General features: G+C 52.6%; 24 protein-coding genes. 13 read left to right on the top strand and 11 right to left on the bottom strand.

The window, feature by feature from the left end; translation table 11 throughout:
* Positions 1 to 2: 2 nt before the first annotated feature.
* The 4 genes from rfbC to rfbA are packed head-to-tail and all read left to right on the top strand — an operon-like array spanning position 3 to position 3,296.
* The gene (rfbC, locus tag P8O11_RS10445) at positions 3 to 563 is read left to right on the top strand and encodes a dTDP-4-dehydrorhamnose 3,5-epimerase (protein ID WP_300294049.1); all 561 of its coding nucleotides are present in this window, start codon (positions 3 to 5) and stop codon (positions 561 to 563) included.
* Complete coding sequence (rfbB, locus tag P8O11_RS10440) at positions 560 to 1,597, top strand: dTDP-glucose 4,6-dehydratase (protein WP_300294047.1); 1,038 nt, start codon at positions 560 to 562, stop codon at positions 1,595 to 1,597. Before rfbC ends, rfbB begins: the two co-directional genes overlap by 4 nt.
* Positions 1,594 to 2,427: a dTDP-4-dehydrorhamnose reductase gene (rfbD, locus tag P8O11_RS10435; RefSeq protein WP_300294046.1), complete on the top strand. Its 834-nt coding sequence runs from the start codon at positions 1,594 to 1,596 to the stop codon at positions 2,425 to 2,427. Before rfbB ends, rfbD begins: the two co-directional genes overlap by 4 nt.
* Positions 2,424 to 3,296, top strand: coding sequence for a glucose-1-phosphate thymidylyltransferase RfbA (gene rfbA / locus P8O11_RS10430; protein WP_300294045.1), 873 nt, complete (start codon positions 2,424 to 2,426; stop codon positions 3,294 to 3,296). The genes rfbD and rfbA overlap by 4 nt, the downstream gene beginning before the upstream one ends.
* A gap of 1 nt (position 3,297) precedes the next feature.
* On the opposite strand, the gene P8O11_RS10425 is transcribed toward rfbA, so the two are convergent.
* The 3 genes from P8O11_RS10425 to P8O11_RS10415 are packed head-to-tail and all read right to left on the bottom strand — an operon-like array spanning position 3,298 to position 5,569.
* Positions 3,298 to 3,882 (bottom strand): Smr/MutS family protein, encoded by a 585-nt coding sequence (locus P8O11_RS10425; RefSeq protein ID WP_300294044.1) that lies wholly within the window; start codon positions 3,880 to 3,882, stop codon positions 3,298 to 3,300.
* Complete coding sequence (locus P8O11_RS10420) at positions 3,879 to 4,874, bottom strand: murein transglycosylase A (RefSeq protein WP_300294043.1); 996 nt, start codon at positions 4,872 to 4,874, stop codon at positions 3,879 to 3,881. Before P8O11_RS10420 ends, P8O11_RS10425 begins: the two co-directional genes overlap by 4 nt.
* Before the next feature lie 38 nt (positions 4,875 to 4,912).
* The gene (locus P8O11_RS10415; RefSeq protein WP_300294042.1) at positions 4,913 to 5,569 is read right to left on the bottom strand and encodes a Tim44/TimA family putative adaptor protein; all 657 of its coding nucleotides are present in this window, start codon (positions 5,567 to 5,569) and stop codon (positions 4,913 to 4,915) included.
* 105 nt (positions 5,570 to 5,674) lie between these two features.
* Here P8O11_RS10415 and P8O11_RS10410 point away from each other — a divergent pair, with 105 nt between their 5' ends.
* Positions 5,675 to 6,154 (top strand): FxsA family protein, encoded by a 480-nt coding sequence (locus tag P8O11_RS10410; RefSeq protein ID WP_300294041.1) that lies wholly within the window; start codon positions 5,675 to 5,677, stop codon positions 6,152 to 6,154.
* Positions 6,155 to 6,228: 74 nt separating this feature from the next.
* Positions 6,229 to 6,729 carry a protein-export chaperone SecB gene (gene secB / locus P8O11_RS10405; RefSeq protein WP_300294039.1) on the top strand — a complete coding sequence of 167 codons (501 nt, stop codon included), beginning with the start codon at positions 6,229 to 6,231 and terminating at the stop codon, positions 6,727 to 6,729.
* Here secB and dnaQ read toward each other — a convergent pair whose 3' ends face one another.
* The 4 genes from dnaQ to P8O11_RS10385 are packed head-to-tail and all read right to left on the bottom strand — an operon-like array spanning position 6,730 to position 9,434.
* Positions 6,730 to 7,419 carry a DNA polymerase III subunit epsilon gene (gene dnaQ / locus P8O11_RS10400; RefSeq protein ID WP_300294038.1) on the bottom strand — a complete coding sequence of 230 codons (690 nt, stop codon included), beginning with the start codon at positions 7,417 to 7,419 and terminating at the stop codon, positions 6,730 to 6,732.
* Positions 7,412 to 8,005, bottom strand: coding sequence for a dephospho-CoA kinase (gene coaE / locus P8O11_RS10395; RefSeq protein ID WP_300294037.1), 594 nt, complete (start codon positions 8,003 to 8,005; stop codon positions 7,412 to 7,414). The genes dnaQ and coaE overlap by 8 nt, the downstream gene beginning before the upstream one ends.
* Positions 8,005 to 8,838 (bottom strand): shikimate dehydrogenase, encoded by an 834-nt coding sequence (locus tag P8O11_RS10390; RefSeq protein ID WP_300294036.1) that lies wholly within the window; start codon positions 8,836 to 8,838, stop codon positions 8,005 to 8,007. The genes coaE and P8O11_RS10390 overlap by 1 nt, the downstream gene beginning before the upstream one ends.
* Positions 8,835 to 9,434: a nucleoside triphosphate pyrophosphatase gene (locus P8O11_RS10385; protein WP_300294035.1), complete on the bottom strand. Its 600-nt coding sequence runs from the start codon at positions 9,432 to 9,434 to the stop codon at positions 8,835 to 8,837. Before P8O11_RS10385 ends, P8O11_RS10390 begins: the two co-directional genes overlap by 4 nt.
* Positions 9,435 to 9,837: 403 nt before the next feature.
* Here P8O11_RS10385 and hemJ point away from each other — a divergent pair, with 403 nt between their 5' ends.
* The 7 genes from hemJ to P8O11_RS10350 all read left to right on the top strand — a co-directional run bounded on the left by hemJ (position 9,838) and on the right by P8O11_RS10350 (position 17,179).
* On the top strand, positions 9,838 to 10,287 hold the full coding sequence (gene hemJ, locus P8O11_RS10380) for a protoporphyrinogen oxidase HemJ (protein ID WP_300294034.1): 450 nt from the start codon (positions 9,838 to 9,840) through the stop codon (positions 10,285 to 10,287).
* 121 nt (positions 10,288 to 10,408) lie between these two features.
* Positions 10,409 to 11,689, top strand: a complete 1,281-nt coding sequence (gene rho, locus P8O11_RS10375) for a transcription termination factor Rho (protein WP_300294032.1) — start codon at positions 10,409 to 10,411, stop codon at positions 11,687 to 11,689.
* Positions 11,690 to 11,719: 30 nt separating this feature from the next.
* Positions 11,720 to 13,006: a tRNA uridine-5-carboxymethylaminomethyl(34) synthesis GTPase MnmE gene (gene mnmE / locus P8O11_RS10370; RefSeq protein WP_300294031.1), complete on the top strand. Its 1,287-nt coding sequence runs from the start codon at positions 11,720 to 11,722 to the stop codon at positions 13,004 to 13,006.
* A 12-nt stretch (positions 13,007 to 13,018) separates the two neighbouring features.
* A complete protein-coding gene (gene mnmG, locus P8O11_RS10365; protein WP_300294030.1) occupies positions 13,019 to 14,881 on the top strand; it encodes a tRNA uridine-5-carboxymethylaminomethyl(34) synthesis enzyme MnmG in 1,863 nt (620 codons plus the stop codon).
* The gene (gene rsmG, locus P8O11_RS10360) at positions 14,878 to 15,483 is read left to right on the top strand and encodes a 16S rRNA (guanine(527)-N(7))-methyltransferase RsmG (RefSeq protein ID WP_300294029.1); all 606 of its coding nucleotides are present in this window, start codon (positions 14,878 to 14,880) and stop codon (positions 15,481 to 15,483) included. The genes mnmG and rsmG overlap by 4 nt, the downstream gene beginning before the upstream one ends.
* Positions 15,476 to 16,285 carry a ParA family protein gene (locus P8O11_RS10355; protein WP_300294028.1) on the top strand — a complete coding sequence of 270 codons (810 nt, stop codon included), beginning with the start codon at positions 15,476 to 15,478 and terminating at the stop codon, positions 16,283 to 16,285. The genes rsmG and P8O11_RS10355 overlap by 8 nt, the downstream gene beginning before the upstream one ends.
* Before the next feature lie 9 nt (positions 16,286 to 16,294).
* Complete coding sequence (locus P8O11_RS10350; protein WP_300294027.1) at positions 16,295 to 17,179, top strand: ParB/RepB/Spo0J family partition protein; 885 nt, start codon at positions 16,295 to 16,297, stop codon at positions 17,177 to 17,179.
* On the opposite strand, the gene P8O11_RS10345 is transcribed toward P8O11_RS10350, so the two are convergent.
* The 4 genes from P8O11_RS10345 to rph are packed head-to-tail and all read right to left on the bottom strand — an operon-like array spanning position 17,180 to position 19,998.
* The gene (locus tag P8O11_RS10345) at positions 17,180 to 17,530 is read right to left on the bottom strand and encodes a YbaN family protein (RefSeq protein WP_300294025.1); all 351 of its coding nucleotides are present in this window, start codon (positions 17,528 to 17,530) and stop codon (positions 17,180 to 17,182) included.
* Positions 17,531 to 18,688 (bottom strand): radical SAM family heme chaperone HemW, encoded by a 1,158-nt coding sequence (hemW, locus tag P8O11_RS10340; protein WP_300294024.1) that lies wholly within the window; start codon positions 18,686 to 18,688, stop codon positions 17,531 to 17,533.
* Positions 18,681 to 19,289, bottom strand: coding sequence for an RdgB/HAM1 family non-canonical purine NTP pyrophosphatase (rdgB, locus tag P8O11_RS10335; protein WP_300294023.1), 609 nt, complete (start codon positions 19,287 to 19,289; stop codon positions 18,681 to 18,683). The genes hemW and rdgB overlap by 8 nt, the downstream gene beginning before the upstream one ends.
* On the bottom strand, positions 19,282 to 19,998 hold the full coding sequence (gene rph, locus P8O11_RS10330) for a ribonuclease PH (RefSeq protein WP_300294022.1): 717 nt from the start codon (positions 19,996 to 19,998) through the stop codon (positions 19,282 to 19,284). Before rph ends, rdgB begins: the two co-directional genes overlap by 8 nt.
* Positions 19,999 to 20,080: the final 82 nt, after the last annotated feature.

Genomic DNA, 20,080 nt, shown 5'->3' with positions numbered 1-20,080 from the left:
TTATGAAAGTTACGGCCACCGTTCTCCCCGATGTCCTTCTCATCGAGCCAGCACGGTTTGGTGACAACCGTGGCTTCTTTTCCGAAAGCTGGAACAAAGAGCGCATGGCCGAACACGGAATCAGCGTGGATTTCGTGCAAGACAATCACTCACTTTCCTCCGCAGTCGGAACAATGCGTGGCCTTCACTTTCAGGCCCCGCCCAACGCTCAAGCCAAACTCGTTCGCTGCGGGCGCGGTGTGCTCTTTGATGTCGCCGTTGATATCCGCAAAGGCTCGCCCACCTATGGCCAGTGGGTCGGCGAAGAGCTTAGTTTTGAAAACGGCAAACAGCTTTTCATTCCTGAAGGCTTCGCCCACGGATTCATCACCCGTACACCCGACACCGAGATCATCTACAAGTGCAACGCATACTATGCCCCCGAGTCAGACGGGGCGATACTGTGGGACAGCTGCGGCATCGACTGGGGCTTCAACGGCACTCCAGAATTGAGCGCCAAAGACGCAAACGCACCCTCCTTCACAAGCTTTGACAGCCCCTTCACATGGGAGGCCGCAGCATGAAGCTTCTGGTCACAGGCGGCGCTGGTTTTATCGGCTCGGCAGTCGTGCGGCTTGCCGTGTCGCGCGGTCACGAGGTCGTAAGCCTCGACGCGCTGACTTATGCCGCCTGCCTAGAGAATGTCGCAAGTGTCTCCGCCAGTCCGCTCTATACATTTGAGCAAGCAGACATTCGTGACCTGCCTGCGCTTGAGGCGATCTTTCAGAAACACCAGCCTGACGCAGTGATGCACCTCGCCGCTGAAAGCCATGTTGATCGCAGTATAGATGGCCCCCAAGCCTTTATCGAAACCAACGTCATGGGCACATACAACATGCTGCAAGCCGCGCGGCACTATTGGGAAGGGCGTGGCAAGCCCAAGGCCTTTCGCTTTCACCACATCTCAACAGACGAAGTCTTCGGCTCGCTCGGCGCAACGGGGCAATTTACCGAAGAGACACCCTATGACCCCCGCTCGCCCTATTCCGCATCCAAGGCCAGCTCCGATCATCTGGTGCGCGCTTGGAATGAAACTTACGGCCTGCCTGTTGTTCTGACGAATTGCTCGAACAACTACGGCCCGTTCCACTTCCCAGAAAAGCTGATCCCCGTGGTGATCCTGAGCGCTCTTGCTGGCAAGCCGATCCCGATTTACGGCAAAGGCGAAAACGTACGCGACTGGCTCTATGTCGAAGATCATGCCGATGCGCTTTTGCTGGTACTTGAGAAGGGCGCGCTTGGCCGAAGCTATAACATCGGTGGTGAAAACGAACGCAGCAATCTGGAACTTGTGCAAACCATCTGCACAATTCTTGATGCGCTCAAGCCTGCTTCTGAACCCTATGCTAATCTGATTGAGTTTGTCTCCGACCGCCCCGGCCACGACCTGCGCTACGCGATCGACCCAACACGTATCCGCGAAGAGCTCGGCTGGCGGCCTTCCGTCACTGTCGAAGAGGGTTTGGAAAAAACCGTTCGTTGGTATCTTGAGAATGAAGAATGGTGGCAGCCCCTTCTTGCTCGCGCTGGCGTGGGCGAAAGGCTGGGGCGCGCATGAGCATTCTGGTTTTTGGCAAAACGGGTCAGGTGGCTTGCGAACTGCAACGCCTTCACCCCGAGTTCACTTATCTCAGCCGCAAAGAGGCTGACCTTTTAAACCCTGACATCTGCGCCGAAGCAATTCTCGCCGCAAAGCCCAGCGCAGTCATCAATGCTGCCGCCTATACAGCCGTTGACCTTGCGGAAGATGAGGAGAGTCTGGCATATACCATTAATGCCGAGGCCCCTGCAGCAATGGCCCAGGCCTGCGCTAACCTTGGTGTCCCATTCGTTCATATCTCGACCGATTATGTTTTTGACGGCAGCGGCGAGATGTCTCGCGCGCCCGACGCGCCAACCGCTCCAATCAATGCTTATGGCCGCACCAAGCTTGCTGGCGAAGAAGCGATCCGCTCGAGTGGCGCGCTTCATGCAATCCTACGGACATCTTGGGTCTTTTCCACGCATGGCAACAACTTTGTCAAAACAATGCTGCGCCTCTCGGAGACGCGCGATTCTCTCAGCATTGTTTCAGATCAGATCGGCGGGCCCACACCCGCCTCAGCCATTGCCGCCGCCTGCATAACCCTAGCGCAGAACCTCGATGAAAGCGGAACATTCCAAATCTCAGGCGCGCCTTCCGTAGGCTGGGCAGAGTTCGCCCGCGAAATCTTTGCCCAAGCAAACCGCTCAGTAACAGTTACAGACATCCCCACAAAAGACTACCCAACACCAGCCGCGCGTCCCCTCAATTCCCGTCTGGATTGCGCCTCACTCCTGTCAGATTTCGGGGTTAAACAACCACAATGGAAAGACGAATTGGCCAAGATAATAAGTGAGCTGACATGACACAACGCAAAGGCATCATCCTCGCAGGCGGCTCAGGCACACGCCTCTATCCGATCACTATAGGCGTCTCAAAGCAGCTCTTGCCGATTTATGATAAGCCAATGATCTACTATCCCCTCTCTGTGCTCATGTTCGGTGGCATTCGCGAAATCGCGATCATCACAACACCACAAGACCAAGAACAGTTTCAGCGCACGCTGGGCGACGGATCACAATGGGGCCTCAGCCTTACCTATATCACACAACCATCCCCTGACGGGCTGGCGCAAGCCTACTTGCTGGCCGAAGATTTCCTCGATGGCGCGCCCAGCGCTATGGTTCTTGGCGACAATATCTTCTTCGGTCATGGCCTGCCTGAAGTGCTTGGCGCCGCCGATAGCGTCGAAACGGGCGGAACAGTCTTTGGCTACCGCGTCGCTGATCCCGAGCGCTATGGCGTTGTCGATTTTGCCAAAGATGGAACCGTAAAATCGATCGTCGAAAAGCCCAAAAATCCACCATCAAACTACGCAGTAACAGGCCTCTACTTCCTCGACGGGTCCGCCCCCCGGCGCGCGGCTCAAGTAAAGCCTTCCGAGCGCGGCGAACTTGAAATCACCTCGCTTCTGGAAAGCTATCTTCACGACGGCCTCCTCAACGTGCAGCAAATGGGCCGTGGTTATGCCTGGCTTGATACCGGCACACATGGCTCTCTGCTTGATGCAGGAAATTTTGTCCGCACGCTGTCAGAGCGCCAAGGTCTTCAAGTCGGCAGCCCCGAAGAGATTGCTTATTCCCGTGGCTGGATCACAGCCGCCGAACTGCAAAAGCGTGCTGAGAGCTTTGCCAAAAACTCTTACGGACAATATTTGCTCAATCTGCTGAAATAGCTCATCGCTGACGGCGCAGATATACGTAATAAGCACCGCCGCCGCCATGGCGCAAATGGGCTTCGCTGATCTGTAAGACAAGTTGCGCCAAAGGCGGTGTGGTAAGCCACTGCGGCACTTGATGGCGCAACACACCGAGCCGCACGGGAATAGGCCCACCGTCATCGCGCGGCTTGCCCTTTCCAGTGACAACTAGGAGCAAGCGCTTCTGGCTCTGAAAGGCCTTCATGACAAATGCTGTCAGTCGCGGGTGCGCCTGATCTTGTGTCATTCCGTGCAAATCGATTTTCGCATCAGGCTTCAGCTTGCCTTGCTTCAGCTTTCCATGCGCCTTCTTGTCCATCTGGACTGGCGCTTTTTTCACCCGCTCGCGAATATCAGGCATCACATCATGCGCTGGCTGATATGCTTGCGCCCGCGCAGATATCTCAAAGTTTGGCATCGCCTCAACAGCCCGCTTTGGTGCCGGCTTTGATACACGCAACGCGTCCTTTGTCTTGGTGCGCTTTGGGTGCATTGGAACGGCCGTTTCAGCCACTTTCCCCCAAAGCTCAAGCTCTTCTCTATGTAACTTGCGACGGCTCATTGCTCGTCCACTGGCAAATACGCATATGCGCGCTGGATCGGCATCAGAACAATCATCCGCCCGGGGTCTTTCAAACGCCCAGCCTTGAGCCCTGCTTCGTCACCCGTGCCAAAGAAAATATCAGCCCGCTGCGCGCCCTTGATGGCAGAGCCAGTGTCCTGCGCGATCATTAGCTTGCGGATCTTGCCCTTACCATTCTTCTCGACCCAAACAGGCGCACCGAGCGGCGTATACCGCGGGTCAACAGCCACAGTGCGCATCTCCGTTACAGAGCGATTCATCGCACCAAGCGGACCTTTGTACGTTGGCACTTCGCTCACCTCTCGGAAGAAAACATAGGAGGGATTGTGGCGTAACAGCTCGAGCCCGTCGATCGGGTTGCGGCGCACCCAATTTTTGATCACTTGTGCTGAGACTTGGTGTACGTTGTAGGCGCCCCGCCGTACAAGCTCCCGACCGATTGAGCGATACTCATGACCGTTCTTGCCGCCATATCCCACACGGATATACCGCCCATCAGGAAGCCTGATCCGCCCCGAGCCCTGAATCTGCAAAAAGAACAGCTCGACCGCGTCATCAACCCAAGCAATCTCAAGGCCGCGCCCTTCCATGGCGCCAGTTTCTTCCAGTTCTCGACGGCTCAGCCAAGCGCCGTCCCGCGCTTCTGGCGGAAGTTTATAGATCGGAAAGCGAAAGCGCTCGGATCGATACAAATCGCCGTCAAGTTCTGGTTTAAAATAGCCGGTAAAAAGAGCAGGCTTACCATCAGTGATCTGAACAGGGCGAAAGAACAGCTCAAAAAAAGCCTTAGCATTGGTCTGATCCCGTCCTGCTCGGCACAGGCCTTTCCAGTCAGGGGATTTCATGTCGCTACAAGTGTTAAGAAAGACAGCCAGCGCCTCGGCGTGATTGTCCTTTTCCCAGCCGTCCAGCTCAGAAAACTCAAGAATACGAATTTCCGTTTCTTCAGCGGCGCTTGCAGCTTCTGTCATGACAAGCCCAGCCGTTATTGCCGCTAAAAGAAAACGCTTCAATCACCCGTGGCAACCAAAATCCAGTTTGGATCATTCACACCCATTTCGCGCTCGAATGTCCAAATATCTTTCTGGGTTTTGACTTTGCCCTCTTTACCCTCAACAATCTCGCCTGTGCTGTCCCGCACAACAGATGTCAGCTCACCAATAAACTTCATGGCAATCTCCGCCGTGCCACTCGCCGCATGAAACTCTGCCGAGTGAATAGACACTTCACGGACACCTATAAATTCAGCTTCGACTTTGAGACCCTTCTTCTCACGGGCTTCCACAACCTGAGCGAAGACCTCATAGACCTCTTCAGAAATGTAGGGTTTGATCTCAGCCAACTCGCCGCGCTCAAAGCCCATCAGGATAAACTCATATGCGCTACGCGCTCCTGACAGAAACTCACCGACCTCAAACGAAGGCTCTCGCTGCTTCATACTCGCAAGCGCCTTTGCTGTATCACTGCCCTCTTCCGCATGATCTGTAATGTCCTGATCGGGACCGCCCTCAATTACTTCAAACTTACGCTTGCGTTCGTCAAGGCCCGCTGGCGGCACGTTTGGCGCTTCAAATCCATCGCGCGTGCCTAGAACGCTGCGCAACCGCAGGATCAGAAAAATCGCAATTCCGGCTAGGACAAGCAACTGAAGAATGGGCAAATTCATGTAAACCTCATTAAGTGAGCGTGGCAAATGGCGCTATCAGCACCTATGTAGGTTATGGGCGTATTCAAGTCTACTACGCCCAATGACAAGCAGGAGATTAAGAAAATGTGGCTTTTAGTGGCGTTTATCGCTGTGCCTCTGATAGAAATAGCCCTTTTTATCCAAGTTGGTGGAGCCATAGGGCTTTGGCCAACGCTCCTAATTGTGGTTCTCACAGCCATGATCGGGACATCACTCCTGCGCAATCAAGGAGCACTCGCGCTGAATAATCTGCGCAGTTCGTTCAATGACCTTCGCGATCCAACAGAGCCTTTAGCCCATGGCGCCATGATCCTGTTTTCTGGCGCTCTTTTGCTGACACCCGGGTTTTTCACAGATGCTATCGGCTTTTCGCTGCTTATTCCGGCAGTGCGCCACGCTGTATTTGCCTATGTCCGTCGCCGCGTGACAGTTCAGGGCTTCACCGCTCACCCTGATCAACAGCGCCACCAAAATGACCCCAGCGACATCATCGATGGTGACTATCATGAAGTCGATGAAACAAAGCGCCCAACGCATACCCCATCAGGCTGGACAAAACACTAGGGCATTGAGGCTTCTAAGCCTTCTTGCTAAGTCAGTCGGCAAGAGTTTCAAAAGTCTTTTCAATGGAGAATAACATGGCCGAAAATGGCGCTGCACCAGAAGCACAAACCGAAACACCCCAAGTTAAAATGAACGTGATCAATCAGTTCATCCGCGACCTGTCATTTGAAAACATCCTCGCCCAAAAGGGCGTCCAAGGCGAAGTCACGCCTGATGTAAACGTTCAGGTCAATCTTGACGCAAAAAAGCGTTCAGCAGAAAATCAGTTCGAAGTTGCGATCAAGCTCGCAATCACGTCTGTGAATAAAGAGAACACGGCTGAAAAGCTCTTCCTCATGGAAATCGACTATGTCGGTATCTTCAATATTGAGGGCGTTCCAGAAGATCAGCTGCACCCCTTCCTTCTGATCGAGTGTCCGCGCCTGCTCTTCCCGTTCCTGCGTCGCATCGTCTCTGACGTTACGCGCGATGGTGGCTTCCCGCCGCTTAACCTCGAAACAATCGACTTCATGGCGCTTTACCGCAACGAGCTGATGCGCCGTCAGGCTGAAGAAGGCAAAAAGCTGGACGCCTGATCAACCAAGCTTTTTCCAAAGTGCGCCGTCGCCCAAGCTTTCTACAAAAGCATCATGGGCGGCGGCTTCTTTTTGGCTGATATGCGCAGGCAAAGGCGTTGGCCGAGGCTGTGGCCGCCAGCGCCCTGCACTTCCAGTCGTTTCACTCTCATGGTTCGTCGAAAGCGCAAAGTCAGGCTGCTTTCCGCCGATCAGCTCAAGATACACTTCCGCAAGAATTTCGGAGTCAAGCAAAGCGCCGTGGAGCGTGCGAGATGAGTTATCAATATTGAAGCGGCGACACAGTGCATCAAGCGAAGCAGGTGAGCCTGGAAATCTTTTGCGCGCAATATCAAGCGTATCAAGCGCCTGACTCATCGGAAGCAGCGGCAGGTTCATCCATTTCAGCTCGGCATTGAGAAACTTCATGTCAAATGCCGCGTTGTGAATAACGAGCGTAGAATCCTGCACAAAATCAAGAAACGCCTGACCGATTTGAGCAAACTTGGGTTTATCCGCCAGGAACTCGTCACCAAGCCCATGCACTTCAAATGCCTCCTGCGGCATCCCGCGCTCGGGATTGATATATTGGTGATAGGTCCGGCCTGTTGGCACGTGGTTATAAAGCTCCACCGCGCCTATCTCGACAATACGATCGCCCTGCATGGGCTCAAAGCCTGTGGTCTCCGTGTCCAGCACAATTTCACGCATCCGTCAGCCCCGCCCTTATCTCTTTAACAATCGCCTTCACCTGCGCTTCAGCGCCTGCAAGCGTATCTGTTGTGACAACATAATCAGCACGCGCACGCTTTTCCACATCTGGCATCTGCTTGGCTTTGATCGCCTCAAACTGAGCCTCAGTCATAGTCCCCCGCGCCAGAACTCGCGCGCGCTGTGTTGCCTCATCCACCGACACAACAACAACAGCGTCCATCATGCCCTCGCTATCCTTTTCAAACAGCAATGGAATATCAAAAACTAAAATATCGCTTGTCGCAGTTTCAGCAAACTGCGCACGATCGGCCGCCACCAGAGGATGAACGATCTTTTCAATCTCTGCCAAAGCACTTGCGTCAGCACCGATAATATCCTTCAGAACATCCCGCGAAACGGCTCCCCCAATCACGGCTTTCGGAAACATCGCCTCCATAGGCACAACAGCCAAGCCTCCCGGCCCATAAAGCCGATGCACCGCCGCATCTGCATCCCAGACAGCACAGCCCTCAGCAGCAAAAATTTTCGCTGTTGTCGATTTTCCCATGCCAATGGAGCCCGTCAGCCCGAGACGATACACCATCAGCGCAACACAGCCGCGCGGGTTTCGTCTGTCACTTGAGGACGCACTCCAAACCAACGCTCAAATGCTGGTACAGCCTGATGCAAAAGCATTCCAAGACCGTCAACAGTAACACAGCCTGCTTCATTCGCTTCATTGAGCAAATGGGTCATCAAAGGAGCATAGACGAGATCCGTGACCAAAGTCCCTTTTTGCAATCCATCCAGCGGGACTCTGAGGGGTGGCTTACCCACCATTCCAAGAGATGTGGTATTGATAACTGTTGTCGCCTCTTCAAGCATATTTCCCGCCTGAACCCAGTCGACGACGCGCAAACGCTTACCAAAGTCAGCCTTAAGCTTTTCCGCGCGGGCTTTTGTCCGGTTTGAAATTAGAATTTCTGGAACCCCCACTTCGACAAGCGCAGCGATAACGGCCCGCGCAGCGCCGCCAGCCCCAAGGATCGCTGCGGGCCCTGCCTTCGGATCCCAATCAGGCGCTTTCTGTCGCAAATTCTGAATGAATCCATAGCTATCCGTGTTGTCTGCGTGAATCTTTCCATCTTTGCGGAAAATAAGTGTGTTCGCCGACCCGATCAGCGCGGCACGATCTGTTACCAGATCAGCAAAATCCATCACTTTTTCTTTGTAAGGCACAGTCACATTAACCCCGACAAATCCCATTTTGGGTAGGGTTTTGATAATATGTTCAAGGTCTTCCTGCGCCACATCAATTGGAATGTAATGCCCGGCAATCCCCAGGGTTTTCAGCCAATGAGTATGCAAGGCGGGCGATTTTGAGTGCGCGATCGGGGAGCCAATAACGCCCGCCAGAGGAATTCTGTTTAAACTCATGCCTTTAGGTCTCCTGAGGCTGTCAGGTAATTAATCATTTCTATCATCGGCAAGCCAAGGATCGTAAAGTAATCCCCTTCGATACGGCTAAAAAGCCGTACGCCCTCCTCTTCAAGCTTATAGCCCCCGACAGAGCTTTGAAGACTGGGCCAATTCCGATCAACATATTCGTTAAGATATGAGTCCGAAATGTCGCGCATATAAAGCCTTACCTGACCGACATGTCGCCACAACGGCTTAAGCTCATGATAAACGACAACAGAAGACAGCAAACTATGGCGTTTGCCGCGCAGCGCCTTGAGCTGTTCTTTGACCTCCTCCGGCGTCTGAGGCTTCGATAGTATTTGCCCCTCAATATCAAGCACTTGGTCGCACCCGATGACCAGTCTGTCTGGATGCTTCCCACCGATCTTACGTGCTTTGGTTTCAGCAAGAGCATCTGCAATATCTCGTGGCGTTGCCTGTTCTGCTTGAAGAGCCATTTTAATCATCTCTTCATCAACGCGTGGCACAATTGCTTCAAACGCAATTCCTGCATTCGAAAGCATCTGCCCTCGTATCGCCGAGCCCGAAGCCAGAACGATCTGACGCGCCATGTGGATAACTCCTGTAATACTTAACGAGTAATTAATGCACAAAAGGGAGCACAATCAACGCCGCCCTCAAAATTGAGGAAAACTAACGTACCTCACGAAGTTTGGCTGACTCTCCCGACAGGTGGAAAAGGATAACTTCAAAAGCAAGTTGAGCTATACTTTCTGGGATTCATACACAGATTCTCCACAGGTATTTTCTTAATATTTTATTTTTAAATATCAATTTTAACAGATGGTTAGTGTTTTTAATGCGCCTCAAAAATTCCAAAGCAGAAGAGTATCTACACACCTGAGTAACCTTATGGATAACTCAATAATCCACAGAATTCGGCCACCCTACATAATCATCAACCTTTCTTTCTTTTATATTTATTATTAAGGGGTCAACGAAAGGGTGGTGAATATGTCTGATCTTTTATCTGATCTGTATCCGTGGACCAAATCACTTCATATCATGTCTGTTATGGCATGGATGGCTGGGCTGTTCTATTTGCCTCGGCTCTTTGTTCATCACACGGAACAAAGCACAGCAGGCGATGAAAAAGACACCCTCTTTCAGATGATGGAGCTCAAGCTATTTAAGCTCATCATGAATCCTTCCATGATCTCAACATGGATCTTTGGTCTGTGCCTCGTTTTCACGCCGGGAATAGTTGATTGGTCTTCCTTATGGCCTTGGACGAAAGCAATCAGTGCTCTGGCAATGACTTGGTTTCATCATTGGCTTGGGGCTCGCCGAAAAGATTTTGTCAGTGGTAGCAATATCCGTACCGGCCGGACCTATCGCATGATGAATGAGGTGCCGACGGTTCTAATGATTGTTATCGTCCTTTCCGTGGTCGTTAAGTTCTAATTTATTGACTCATACGCCCCTCAGGCGTATCTGGTGCTCAAGCCTGCCCGTTCTGGGAGTACAGGTAATCCCATTCTCAAATCTATGAAGCGCCGCATTCGCGGGCGTAGAGGCCATTTCTATGACAAACGAGACACAAGAACAGCTCCACCTTGCCGAACTTAAGGCAATGCACCCTAAAGAACTGGTCACAATGGCTGAAGAGCTCGAAATCGAAAACGCCACAACCATGCGCAAGGGCGAGATCATGTTCTCGATCCTTAAAGAGCGTGCTGAAGAAGGCTGGATGATCGGCGGTGAAGGCGTTCTTGAAGTCCTTCAAGACGGTTTCGGATTTTTACGCGCGCCTGAGGCAAACTATCTACCAGGGCCTGATGACATTTATGTATCGCCGGAAATTCTGCGCAAATTCTCACTTCGCACGGGCGACACAATCGAAGGCCACTTGAAGCAGCCCGAAGACAACGAGCGCTATTTTGCTCTCACTCACGTTACCAAGATCAACTTTGAAGATCCCGAGAAGGCCCGTCACAAGATTGCCTTCGACAACCTGACGCCGCTTTATCCTGATGAGCGCCTGAAAATGGAAATCGAAGACCCAACAATCAAGGACCGGTCAGCGCGGATCATCGATCTTGTCGCGCCGATCGGGAAAGGCCAGCGGTCGCTGATTGTTGCTCCGCCTCGCACAGGTAAAACTGTTCTGCTTCAGAATATCGCCCACAGTATTGAAAAGAACCACCCTGAGTGCTATCTCATCGTTCTCCTGATAGACGAGCGCCCAGAAGAAGTGACGGACATGCAGCGCTCTGTAAAAGGCGAGGTTGTCTCCTCGACTTTCGATGAGCCAGCGACCCGTCACGTGGCCGTCTCCGAAATGGTCATCGAAAAGGCCAAGCGCCTCGTTGAGCACAAACGAGACGTCGTCATCCTGCTCGACTCAATCACGCGCCTTGGCCGTGCCTTCAACACAACTGTTCCATCTTCAGGTAAGGTTCTCACAGGCGGTGTCGATGCCAACGCTCTCCAGCGTCCTAAACGCTTCTTTGGTGCCGCGCGTAACATTGAAGAAGGCGGCTCTCTGACAATCATCGCAACAGCCCTTATTGATACAGGCTCGCGCATGGATGAGGTCATCTTTGAAGAGTTCAAAGGCACGGGTAACTCCGAGATTGTGCTTGATCGCAAAGTTGCAGACAAGCGCGTGTTTCCAGCGATGGATATTCTCAAGTCCGGCACCCGGAAAGAAGAGCTCTTGGTCGACCCAAAAGATCTTCAAAAGACCTTCGTTCTGCGCCGTATCCTCAATCCGATGGGCACAACAGACGCCATCGAGTTCTTGCTGGGCAAGCTCAAGCAAACCAAGACAAATGGCGAATTCTTTGACTCCATGAACACGTAAAACCTGTTCAAAATCAACGGGTTATGAAAAATGAGCACTATTTTTGCCCAAGCCTCTGCGGCTGGTAAAGCTGGCGTTGCTGTGGTTCGAATTTCCGGACCGCAAGCCTTTTCGGCTGCATCCCAGCTTTGCGGCTCCCTCCCCGCGCCGCGTCAAGCGGGGTTGCGTCGTCTCAGGTCTGCGGCTGGAGAGGTGCTCGATGAAGCCTTGGTTTTGTGCTTCTCGGAAAAAGCGAGCTTCACAGGCGAAGAGACAGTTGAGCTTCAGACACATGGGTCTGTCGCGGTTGTAAACGCATTGCTCGCTGAGCTTGGCACGGTTGATGGCCTTCGGCTTGCCGAGCCTGGTGAATTCACACGTCGAGCTTTGGCCAACGGGCGACTTGATCTTGCCCAAGTTGAAGGTCTTGCAGATCTTATCGCCTCCGAGACTGAGGCACAGCGGCAGCAAGCGCTACGCTTGTTTTCTGGTGGTTTAGGTGATCTCGCTGCCCATTGGCGTGAGCGTCTTATCCGCGCAAGTGCGTTGCTCACCGTCACAATAGATTTCGCTGATGAAGAAGTGCCAGTCGATGTATCCCCCGAAGTTCTTGAACTTATCGCCGAGGTCCAGACAGCCATGCAGGCTCAGGTCGATGGTTTTGGTGCTGCAGAGCGCATTCGTACTGGCTACGAAGTTGCTATTGTTGGTCCGCCCAACGTTGGGAAATCCACATTGCTCAATGCTCTTGCTGGACGCGATGCAGCGATTACCTCCGAGGTAGCTGGAACAACGCGAGACGTCATAGAAGTTCGAATGGAGTTGGCGGGTCTACCTGTCACTCTGCTTGATACAGCCGGTTTGCGTGAAACTGACGACACAGTTGAAAAGATTGGCGTTGCTCGCGCTCTTCAGCGTGCGAAGGCCGCTGATTTGCGAGTTTTCCTAATAGAATCAGATAGTAAGCCAGAATTTGACCCCGCCCCAGATGATATTGTGATTGCGCCGAAGGCCGATCTTTCGGGCAAAAAGTCTGGGGCGGTGTCTGGTAAGACAGGGGCTGGAGTTGCGGAGCTCGTTGAGCAAATTGGTGCTAAGTTGTCCTCCAAGACGGCAAAGGCGGGCCTGGCGACGCGCGCGCGTCACAAAGAAGCGATGGAGCGGTGCTTGGTTTCGCTTGCGGAGGCGTCCAACCGTGTTGCTTTGGGGCCTGAATTCACAGATATTGCTTCGGAAGAGCTACGCATCTCCCTTGAAACATTGAACATGTTGATTGGCCGCGTTGATATCGAGAATGTTCTCGATGAGGTGTTTTCCAGCTTTTGCTTGGGCAAATAGGGAGTGTTTCACGTGAAACATTTTGATGTGATCGTCGTTGGTGGAGGACACGCTGGGACCGAAGCTGCCCATGCGGCAGCGCGGATGGGCGTCCAAACCGCGTTGGTGACTTTACGACAACGCGATATTGGCGTTATGTCATGCAACCCAGCTATGGGCGGGCTTGGAAAAGGCCATTTGGTTCGAGAAATTGATGCCATGGACGGTGTCATGGGGCGCATGTCTGACAAAGGTGGGATTCAATTCCGCCTGCTCAACCGTCGTAAAGGCCCCGCTGTTCAAGGCCCACGCGCTCAGCAAGATCGCCAACTTTATCAAAAGTCGATGCTGCAAGAGACGCTAAATCGCGAAAACCTAACGATTGTCGAGGGCGAAACTGTCGACTTTCTTATGGACGGTCAGCGCGTCGCGGGTGTCGTCTTGGCGGATGGTTCCGAAATATCTGCACGCGAAGTCATCTTGACCACAGGAACGTTTCTGCGAGGACTCATTCACATTGGAGATGTTTCTTATTCTGGTGGCCGCATGGGTGATAAACCTTCAATAAGGCTAGCAGAACGTATGGATGCATTTGAGCTTCCAAAAGGACGATTGAAAACAGGGACACCCCCTCGTCTTGACGGACGCACGATAAACTGGGATGCACTTGAGAAGCAGCCTGGCGACGAAAACCCAGCCTTGTTCTCCTTTATGTCGTCCGCTCCCGAAGCGCGTCAGATTTCCTGCGGAATCACTCATACGAACGAGCGCACGCACGAAATTATCGCTGCAAATCTTGTGCGTTCAGCGATGTACGGCGGGCACATTGAAGGCGTTGGCCCCCGGTATTGCCCTTCCATCGAAGATAAAATTGTACGTTTTGCTGACAAATTATCACACCAGATTTTCCTTGAACCAGAAGGGCTTTCAGATCACACGGTCTATCCAAACGGGATATCAACATCCCTGCCCGAGGATGTACAGCACGACTACGTTCACTCAATTTTTGGTCTTGAGGGGGCAAAGATCACTCAGCCTGGGTACGCTATTGAGTACGACTATATTGACCCACGCGCTTTGACCCTCGAGTTGCGAGTCAAATCACTCGAAGGCTTGTTTCTCGCTGGCCAGATCAATGGAACGACAGGATATGAAGAGGCCGCAGCGCAAGGTCTGGTTGCTGGCCTAAATGCGGCTAGATCTGTTTTGGGTAAGGATCCCGTACCCTTCAGTCGCTCACAGAGCTACATTGGCGTGATGATAGATGATCTTGTAACGCGGGGTGTCACAGAGCCCTACCGGATGTTTACATCTCGCGCTGAGTTTAGGTTGTCGTTGCGGGCTGATAATGCAGACCAACGCCTCACACCGCTCGCAAAGTCTCTCGGATGTGTTTCCGACGGTCGGGCTCGAGCGTTTGATACGAAGATGGAAGCATTGGAATCTGGAAAGAAGATGCTTGATTCTAAGCTTTATTCGGCGACGGATCTTAAAAAAGTCGGCATCCAACTGAAGCAAGACGGTACTAAGAGAACGGCGTATCAATTGCTGTCTTTCCCTGAGATCAGCTTTGAAGATCTTGTGGTTGTGAATGAGCAGCTTTCAGAGATTGATCAGAACACACGCGATCAACTTTCAAAGGATGCTCTTTATGCGAATTACATAGAGCGCCAGCAGCGGGACGTTGATGCTATGAAGCGAGATGAAAATCTCCTTATTTCCCAAGACTTTGACTACCAGCCTCTTGATGGGCTTTCCAATGAGCTGAAAGCAAAATTGCAAGCCGCACGTCCGCAAAACCTGGCGCAGGCGGCACGCGTAGACGGTATGACGCCGGCAGCGATAACGCTTCTCCTTGCCAAAATGCGTCAGGCACAGAAAGAGAAGTCAGCATGAAAGGCTTAGAGAGAGTTTCACGTGAAACATTGGCGAAACTTCAGGTTTATGCTGATACTCTTGTAAAGTGGAATCCAAAGATAAACCTGGTGGCAAAGTCGACAATTAGCGATCTTTGGGATCGTCACATTGTCGATTCTCTCCAGATAATGCGGCACATTCCAGAAAGCGCCCAACATATTGTAGACATAGGCAGCGGCGGTGGATTTCCAGGGCTTGTGCTGGCAATAGCCAGTGCAGAGGCCCGTCCTGAAAGCTCGATCACGATGATTGAAAGCGATCAAAGAAAATCAGCGTTCCTTCGCACTGTTTTGCGAGAAACAGGCGTATCGGCGACCGTTATAACCGAGCGCATTGAGAAGGCTCCAGCGCAGAGCGCCGATGTTCTCACAGCACGTGCGTTGGCTGACTTATCAATGTTACTGGAATTTACAGAACAACATTTGAAGAAAGAGGGGACAGCCTTCTTTTTAAAAGGTAAAAACTGGCGAACTGAGCTTCAAAAGGCCCAAGAAGTCTGGCAGTTTGATTATGAAGAGGTCACAAGTGAGACCAATGTTGAAGCGGTTCTGTTAGTTATCAAAGGAATTGAACGTGTCTGATCTTTCTAGGCCGCCTGCAGCTAAGATAATTGCCATCGCAAATCAAAAAGGTGGTGTTGGAAAGACGACCACAGCCATTAATTTGGCCGCTGCTCTTGCAGAAGCGAAGAAAAACATTCTGCTGGTTGATCTAGACCCGCAGGGTAACGCTTCCACAGGCCTCGGAATTGATCGTGAGAACAGAAACTTCACGACTTACGATCTGCTTTTGGAAGATACGCCGCTCAATCAAATCATTCAGTCAACAGAAACAGAGCGCGTGAGTATCGTTCCGGCGACGGTTGATTTGAGCTCAGCAGATATTGAGCTTTATACCAATGAAAAGCGCAATCATCTGCTTCGAGATGCCCTCAAGCAGCCCGACATTGATGCCTTCGCATTCGATTATATTCTCGTGGATTGCCCGCCGTCGCTCAATCTCCTGACAGTAAACGCTATGGTTGCAGCTGACTCTGTTCTGGTCCCACTTCAAAGCGAGTTTTTCGCGCTCGAAGGCCTTTCGCAGCTCATGTTAACTATTCGAGAAATGCGCGAAGTGGCCAACCCCAACCTCCGGATTGAGGGTATTGTCTTGACGATGTATGACAGTCGCAACAACCTATCACAGCAAGTGGAGGCTGATGCGCGCGATAATCTGGGCGATCTTGTTTTCAAAACGGTTATTCCGCGCAATGTTCGGGTGAGCGAAGCGCCGTCGTTTGCGATGCCTGTTCTGAGTTATGATCCAACGTCGAAGGGCGCTATGGCCTATCGTGCGCTTGGCAAAGAAGTGATTAAAAACAACGCTCAAAAGAAGCGCTAGGAGAGCAAGATGGTCGATAAGAAAAGCAAATCTCGCGGGCTTGGTCGCGGTCTCTCGGCTCTTATGGCTGAAGTACAAAGCGACGCTGAGACACCAGCGGCCACTCCGCGCCGCTCGGATCTGATGCTCCCGATCGAGCAGGTAAAGCCAAACCCAGACCAGCCCCGCCGCCACTTTGACAATGAGGCTTTGATTGATCTTGCGGAATCCATCCGTGAAAAAGGCGTCATTCAGCCCATTATTGTGCGCCCGTATCCTGGGCAGGACGGCGTTTATCAGATCGTGGCTGGCGAGCGCCGGTGGCGGGCTTCTCAAAAGGCTCAGCTACACCAAGTACCTGTTATCATTAGAGAGTTTGATGATATCGAGGTTCTCGAGGTCGCTATTATTGAAAATATTCAGCGCGCCGATCTTAACCCCGTTGAGGAAGCGACGGGGTATCGTCAGCTGATAGATAAGTTTGGTCATACTCAAGAGAAGCTAGCCCAAGCGTTGGGCAAAAGCCGAAGCCACATCGCAAACCAGATGCGGTTGCTGTCTTTGCCGGACGAAGTTTTGGTGCTACTCAATAAGGGCGAGCTGACAGCTGGGCATGCGCGCGCTTTGATTACCGCTGAAAATCCAGCTTTGTTAGCGCGAGAGATTGTGAAAAAGGGTCTCTCTGTCCGCGGAGCCGAGCAGCTTGTGAAGAAAGAAAGCGCACCCGCGCCCAAACCACGCACTGCGCGTAAACTCGACAAAGATGCTGATACGCTTGCCCTTGAGGCCGATCTTTCAGCGGCGCTTGGAATGAAAGTAAGCTTGAATCACTCCTCTGGTGGCGAGTCTGGACAAATCACAATCCGCTATGAAACCCTCGATGAGCTTGACGGGCTTTGTGCAAAGCTGAGTTGATCAGTTCGGGCGGGACCAGATAAACAACAGCACACATCCAAGCGTGAGAGCTTGTATGGCAAGCAGTGTAAGCTTTAGGCCGATCAGAACAGATAGCATGAAAACCGCAACAATAGAGACGGTTGCCATGCGTTTCGCGCGTAAAGAGATAGCCCCACGCTCGCGCCAGTCCATGATCGATGGGCCAAACTTCGGGTGCATAACGAGCCAATTGTGAAGGCGCTCTGAAGAGCGCGCAAAACAGAAGGCCGCGAGCAAGAGAAATGGAACTGTTGGTACGAGCGGTAGAACCACACCAACAAAGCCAGCACCAAGAGACAGCACTCCAAATATCAGCCAAACAATACGCATTCAGTCTTCCAACAGCTTGCTTAGCACTGAATTTAGCACAAATCGGCCCTTCTCGCTCGCGATAAGCCTGTCCCCCTCTCGGGCCACCATCCCGAGCTCTAGCAGCTCCGCGAGCGCGCTCGGCTTTAGCTTCCGTTTGGCAAGAGCCTCATAGCGGTTCAGACTAACGCCTTCAGACAGGCGCATCCCCATTAGCAAAAGCTCTGTTGCTTCGTCTTCATGCATCAAGATTTCGCGCGCCTTATCACCTGTTCCGCGCTCTGCCGCGTCGAGCCAGGCGTTTGGTTGCCGGTAAGCCTCTGTGGCGCAGCGCGCAGCAATCGGGGTGATGCGGCCATGTGCCCCTGGCCCAATTCCTACGTAGTCACCATAGCGCCAATAGATCAGATTGTGTCTACATTCGGCGCCTGTACGGGCGTGGTTCGAAACTTCGTAGGCAGATAGGCCAGCCTGTCCACAAACATCTTGAGTGATTTCATACATCTCTGCTGCATCGTCATCGTCGGGCAGATCTCGCAGTTTTCCTGCGTTGTATCTGTCGCCAAAAGCTGTGCCTTGCTCAATGGTGAGCTGATAGAGCGAAAGATGGTCCACAGCGAGCGCCAAGGCTTCGTTTAACTCCGCACGCCACGCGTCGGGCGTCTGCCCTTGTCGCGCGTAAATCAGATCGAAGCTGACGTTCTCAAAAGTGTTGCGTGCAATTTGAAAGGCCGCTTGTGCTTCTTTAACGTTGTGTATTCGCCCCAAGCGCCGCAAATCAGGATCGTTCAGCGCCTGAACACCCATAGAAATGCGGCTAACGCCTCCCTCTTGATAGGCCCGAAATCTCCCTGCCTCGACCGAGCCGGGGTTTGCCTCAAGCGTCACTTCCAAATCATTGGCCACAGGCCATGTGGCTTTGATTTTGTCGATGACCCCCGCAACAACATCTGGGTTCATCAAGCTTGGCGTACCGCCGCCAAAAAATACGCTAGAAACAACGCGCCCAGGAAGCTCTCTCCCGTAGCGTTCGATCTCTGAAAGATAGGCTCTAAGCCAGCGCAACTGGTCGATTTCGCGCACAACATGACTGTTGAAGTCGCAGTAAGGGCATTTGGCCTCACAAAACGGCCAATGCACATAAATGCCGAAGCCGCCATGTTCCCAATCGCTACTCAAAGCAGCGCTTCACGAGCTTATCAAAAGCATCCTGCCGATGGCTCATCGCGTTCTTTTCTGCGGGGTCCATTTCCCCGAAGGTTTCGCTTTTGCCTAAGGGCTGAAACATCGGATCAAATCCAAAGCCATCTACGCCGCGTAGGGGCCAGACAACCTCTCCCTTTACCTCACCTTCAAAGATTTCGTCGTGCCCGTCAGGCCAAGCAAGGCACAGTGTCGCCTTAAAAGCCGCAGTCCGTGGAAACGGCGCCATCTTGGTGTCGAGCAAGGTCCAGACCTTTTCCATCGCCCTACCAAAGTCGCGCCCGTTTGGCGTTTCGGCCCAGTCGGCAGTGTAAACGCCGGGTGCACCGCCAAGTGCATCCACAACTATCCCACTGTCGTCTGACAAAGCGGGCAGGCCCGTCGCCTTCGCGGCAAAATGAGCTTTGATCCGCGCATTGCCGACAAAGGTATCTTCGGTTTCATCTGGCTCTTCCAGTCCATGCTCCGCCGCCGAGCTGACCCTGACGCCAAAAGGCGCAAGAAGCTCGGCAATTTCACGTAGCTTGCCTTTATTGTGGCTCGCAATAACCAGATGGTCTCCGTCAAACTTACGCACTGGTCGCCGCCTTCTGAAGCATAACAAGTTCGCTCATGCCTTTTTCGGCGAGGTCCATAAGCTCGTTCATTTGTGCGCGGCTAAAGACTTGGCCTTCCGCAGACATTTGAACTTCGATCAGCTTTTTGGAACCTGTCATGATAAAGTTTCCGTCAACACCAGCTTCGCTGTCTTCTGGATAGTCCAAATCAAGGACAGACTGGCCTGCATAGATCCCGCAAGACACAGCTGCCACAGGGTCAATCAGCGGATCGGTGATCACAGCGCCCGTTTTCATGAGTTTGTTCACTGCCAGCTTCAGAGCAACCCAACCGCCCGTGATCGCCGCACAGCGCGTGCCGCCGTCAGCTTGGATAACGTCACAGTCAATTGTGATCTGGCGTTCACCAAGTGCAACACGGTCAACACCCGCACGCAACGAGCGGCCAATCAAGCGTTGGATTTCTACGGTGCGTCCACCTTGCTTTCCGGCTGTCGCTTCACGGCGCATACGGCTTGTGGTTGAGCGTGGCAGCATCCCGAATTCTGCAGTGACCCATCCGAGGCCCGAGCCCTTTACAAACGGCGGTACGCGCTCTTCCAGTGTCGCGGTGCAAAGAACATGTGTGTCTCCGACCTTGATCATGCAGGAGCCTTCCGCATGTTTAGTTACATTTGTCTCGATGGTTACATCGCGCATTTGGTCTAGGCTTCGGCCTGAAGGTCGCATTACAAAATCCTTTTGTTGTTCCCGTTGGGATACAAGGCCCAAGCCCCATAACACAAGCCCGATTGACCTTTCGGAGCGCGTG

The sequence above is a fragment of the Lentibacter sp. genome (assembly GCF_029254145.1).
GTDB lineage: Bacteria > Pseudomonadota > Alphaproteobacteria > Rhodobacterales > Rhodobacteraceae > Lentibacter.
This window is presented reverse-complemented; position numbering and strand designations above follow the sequence as displayed.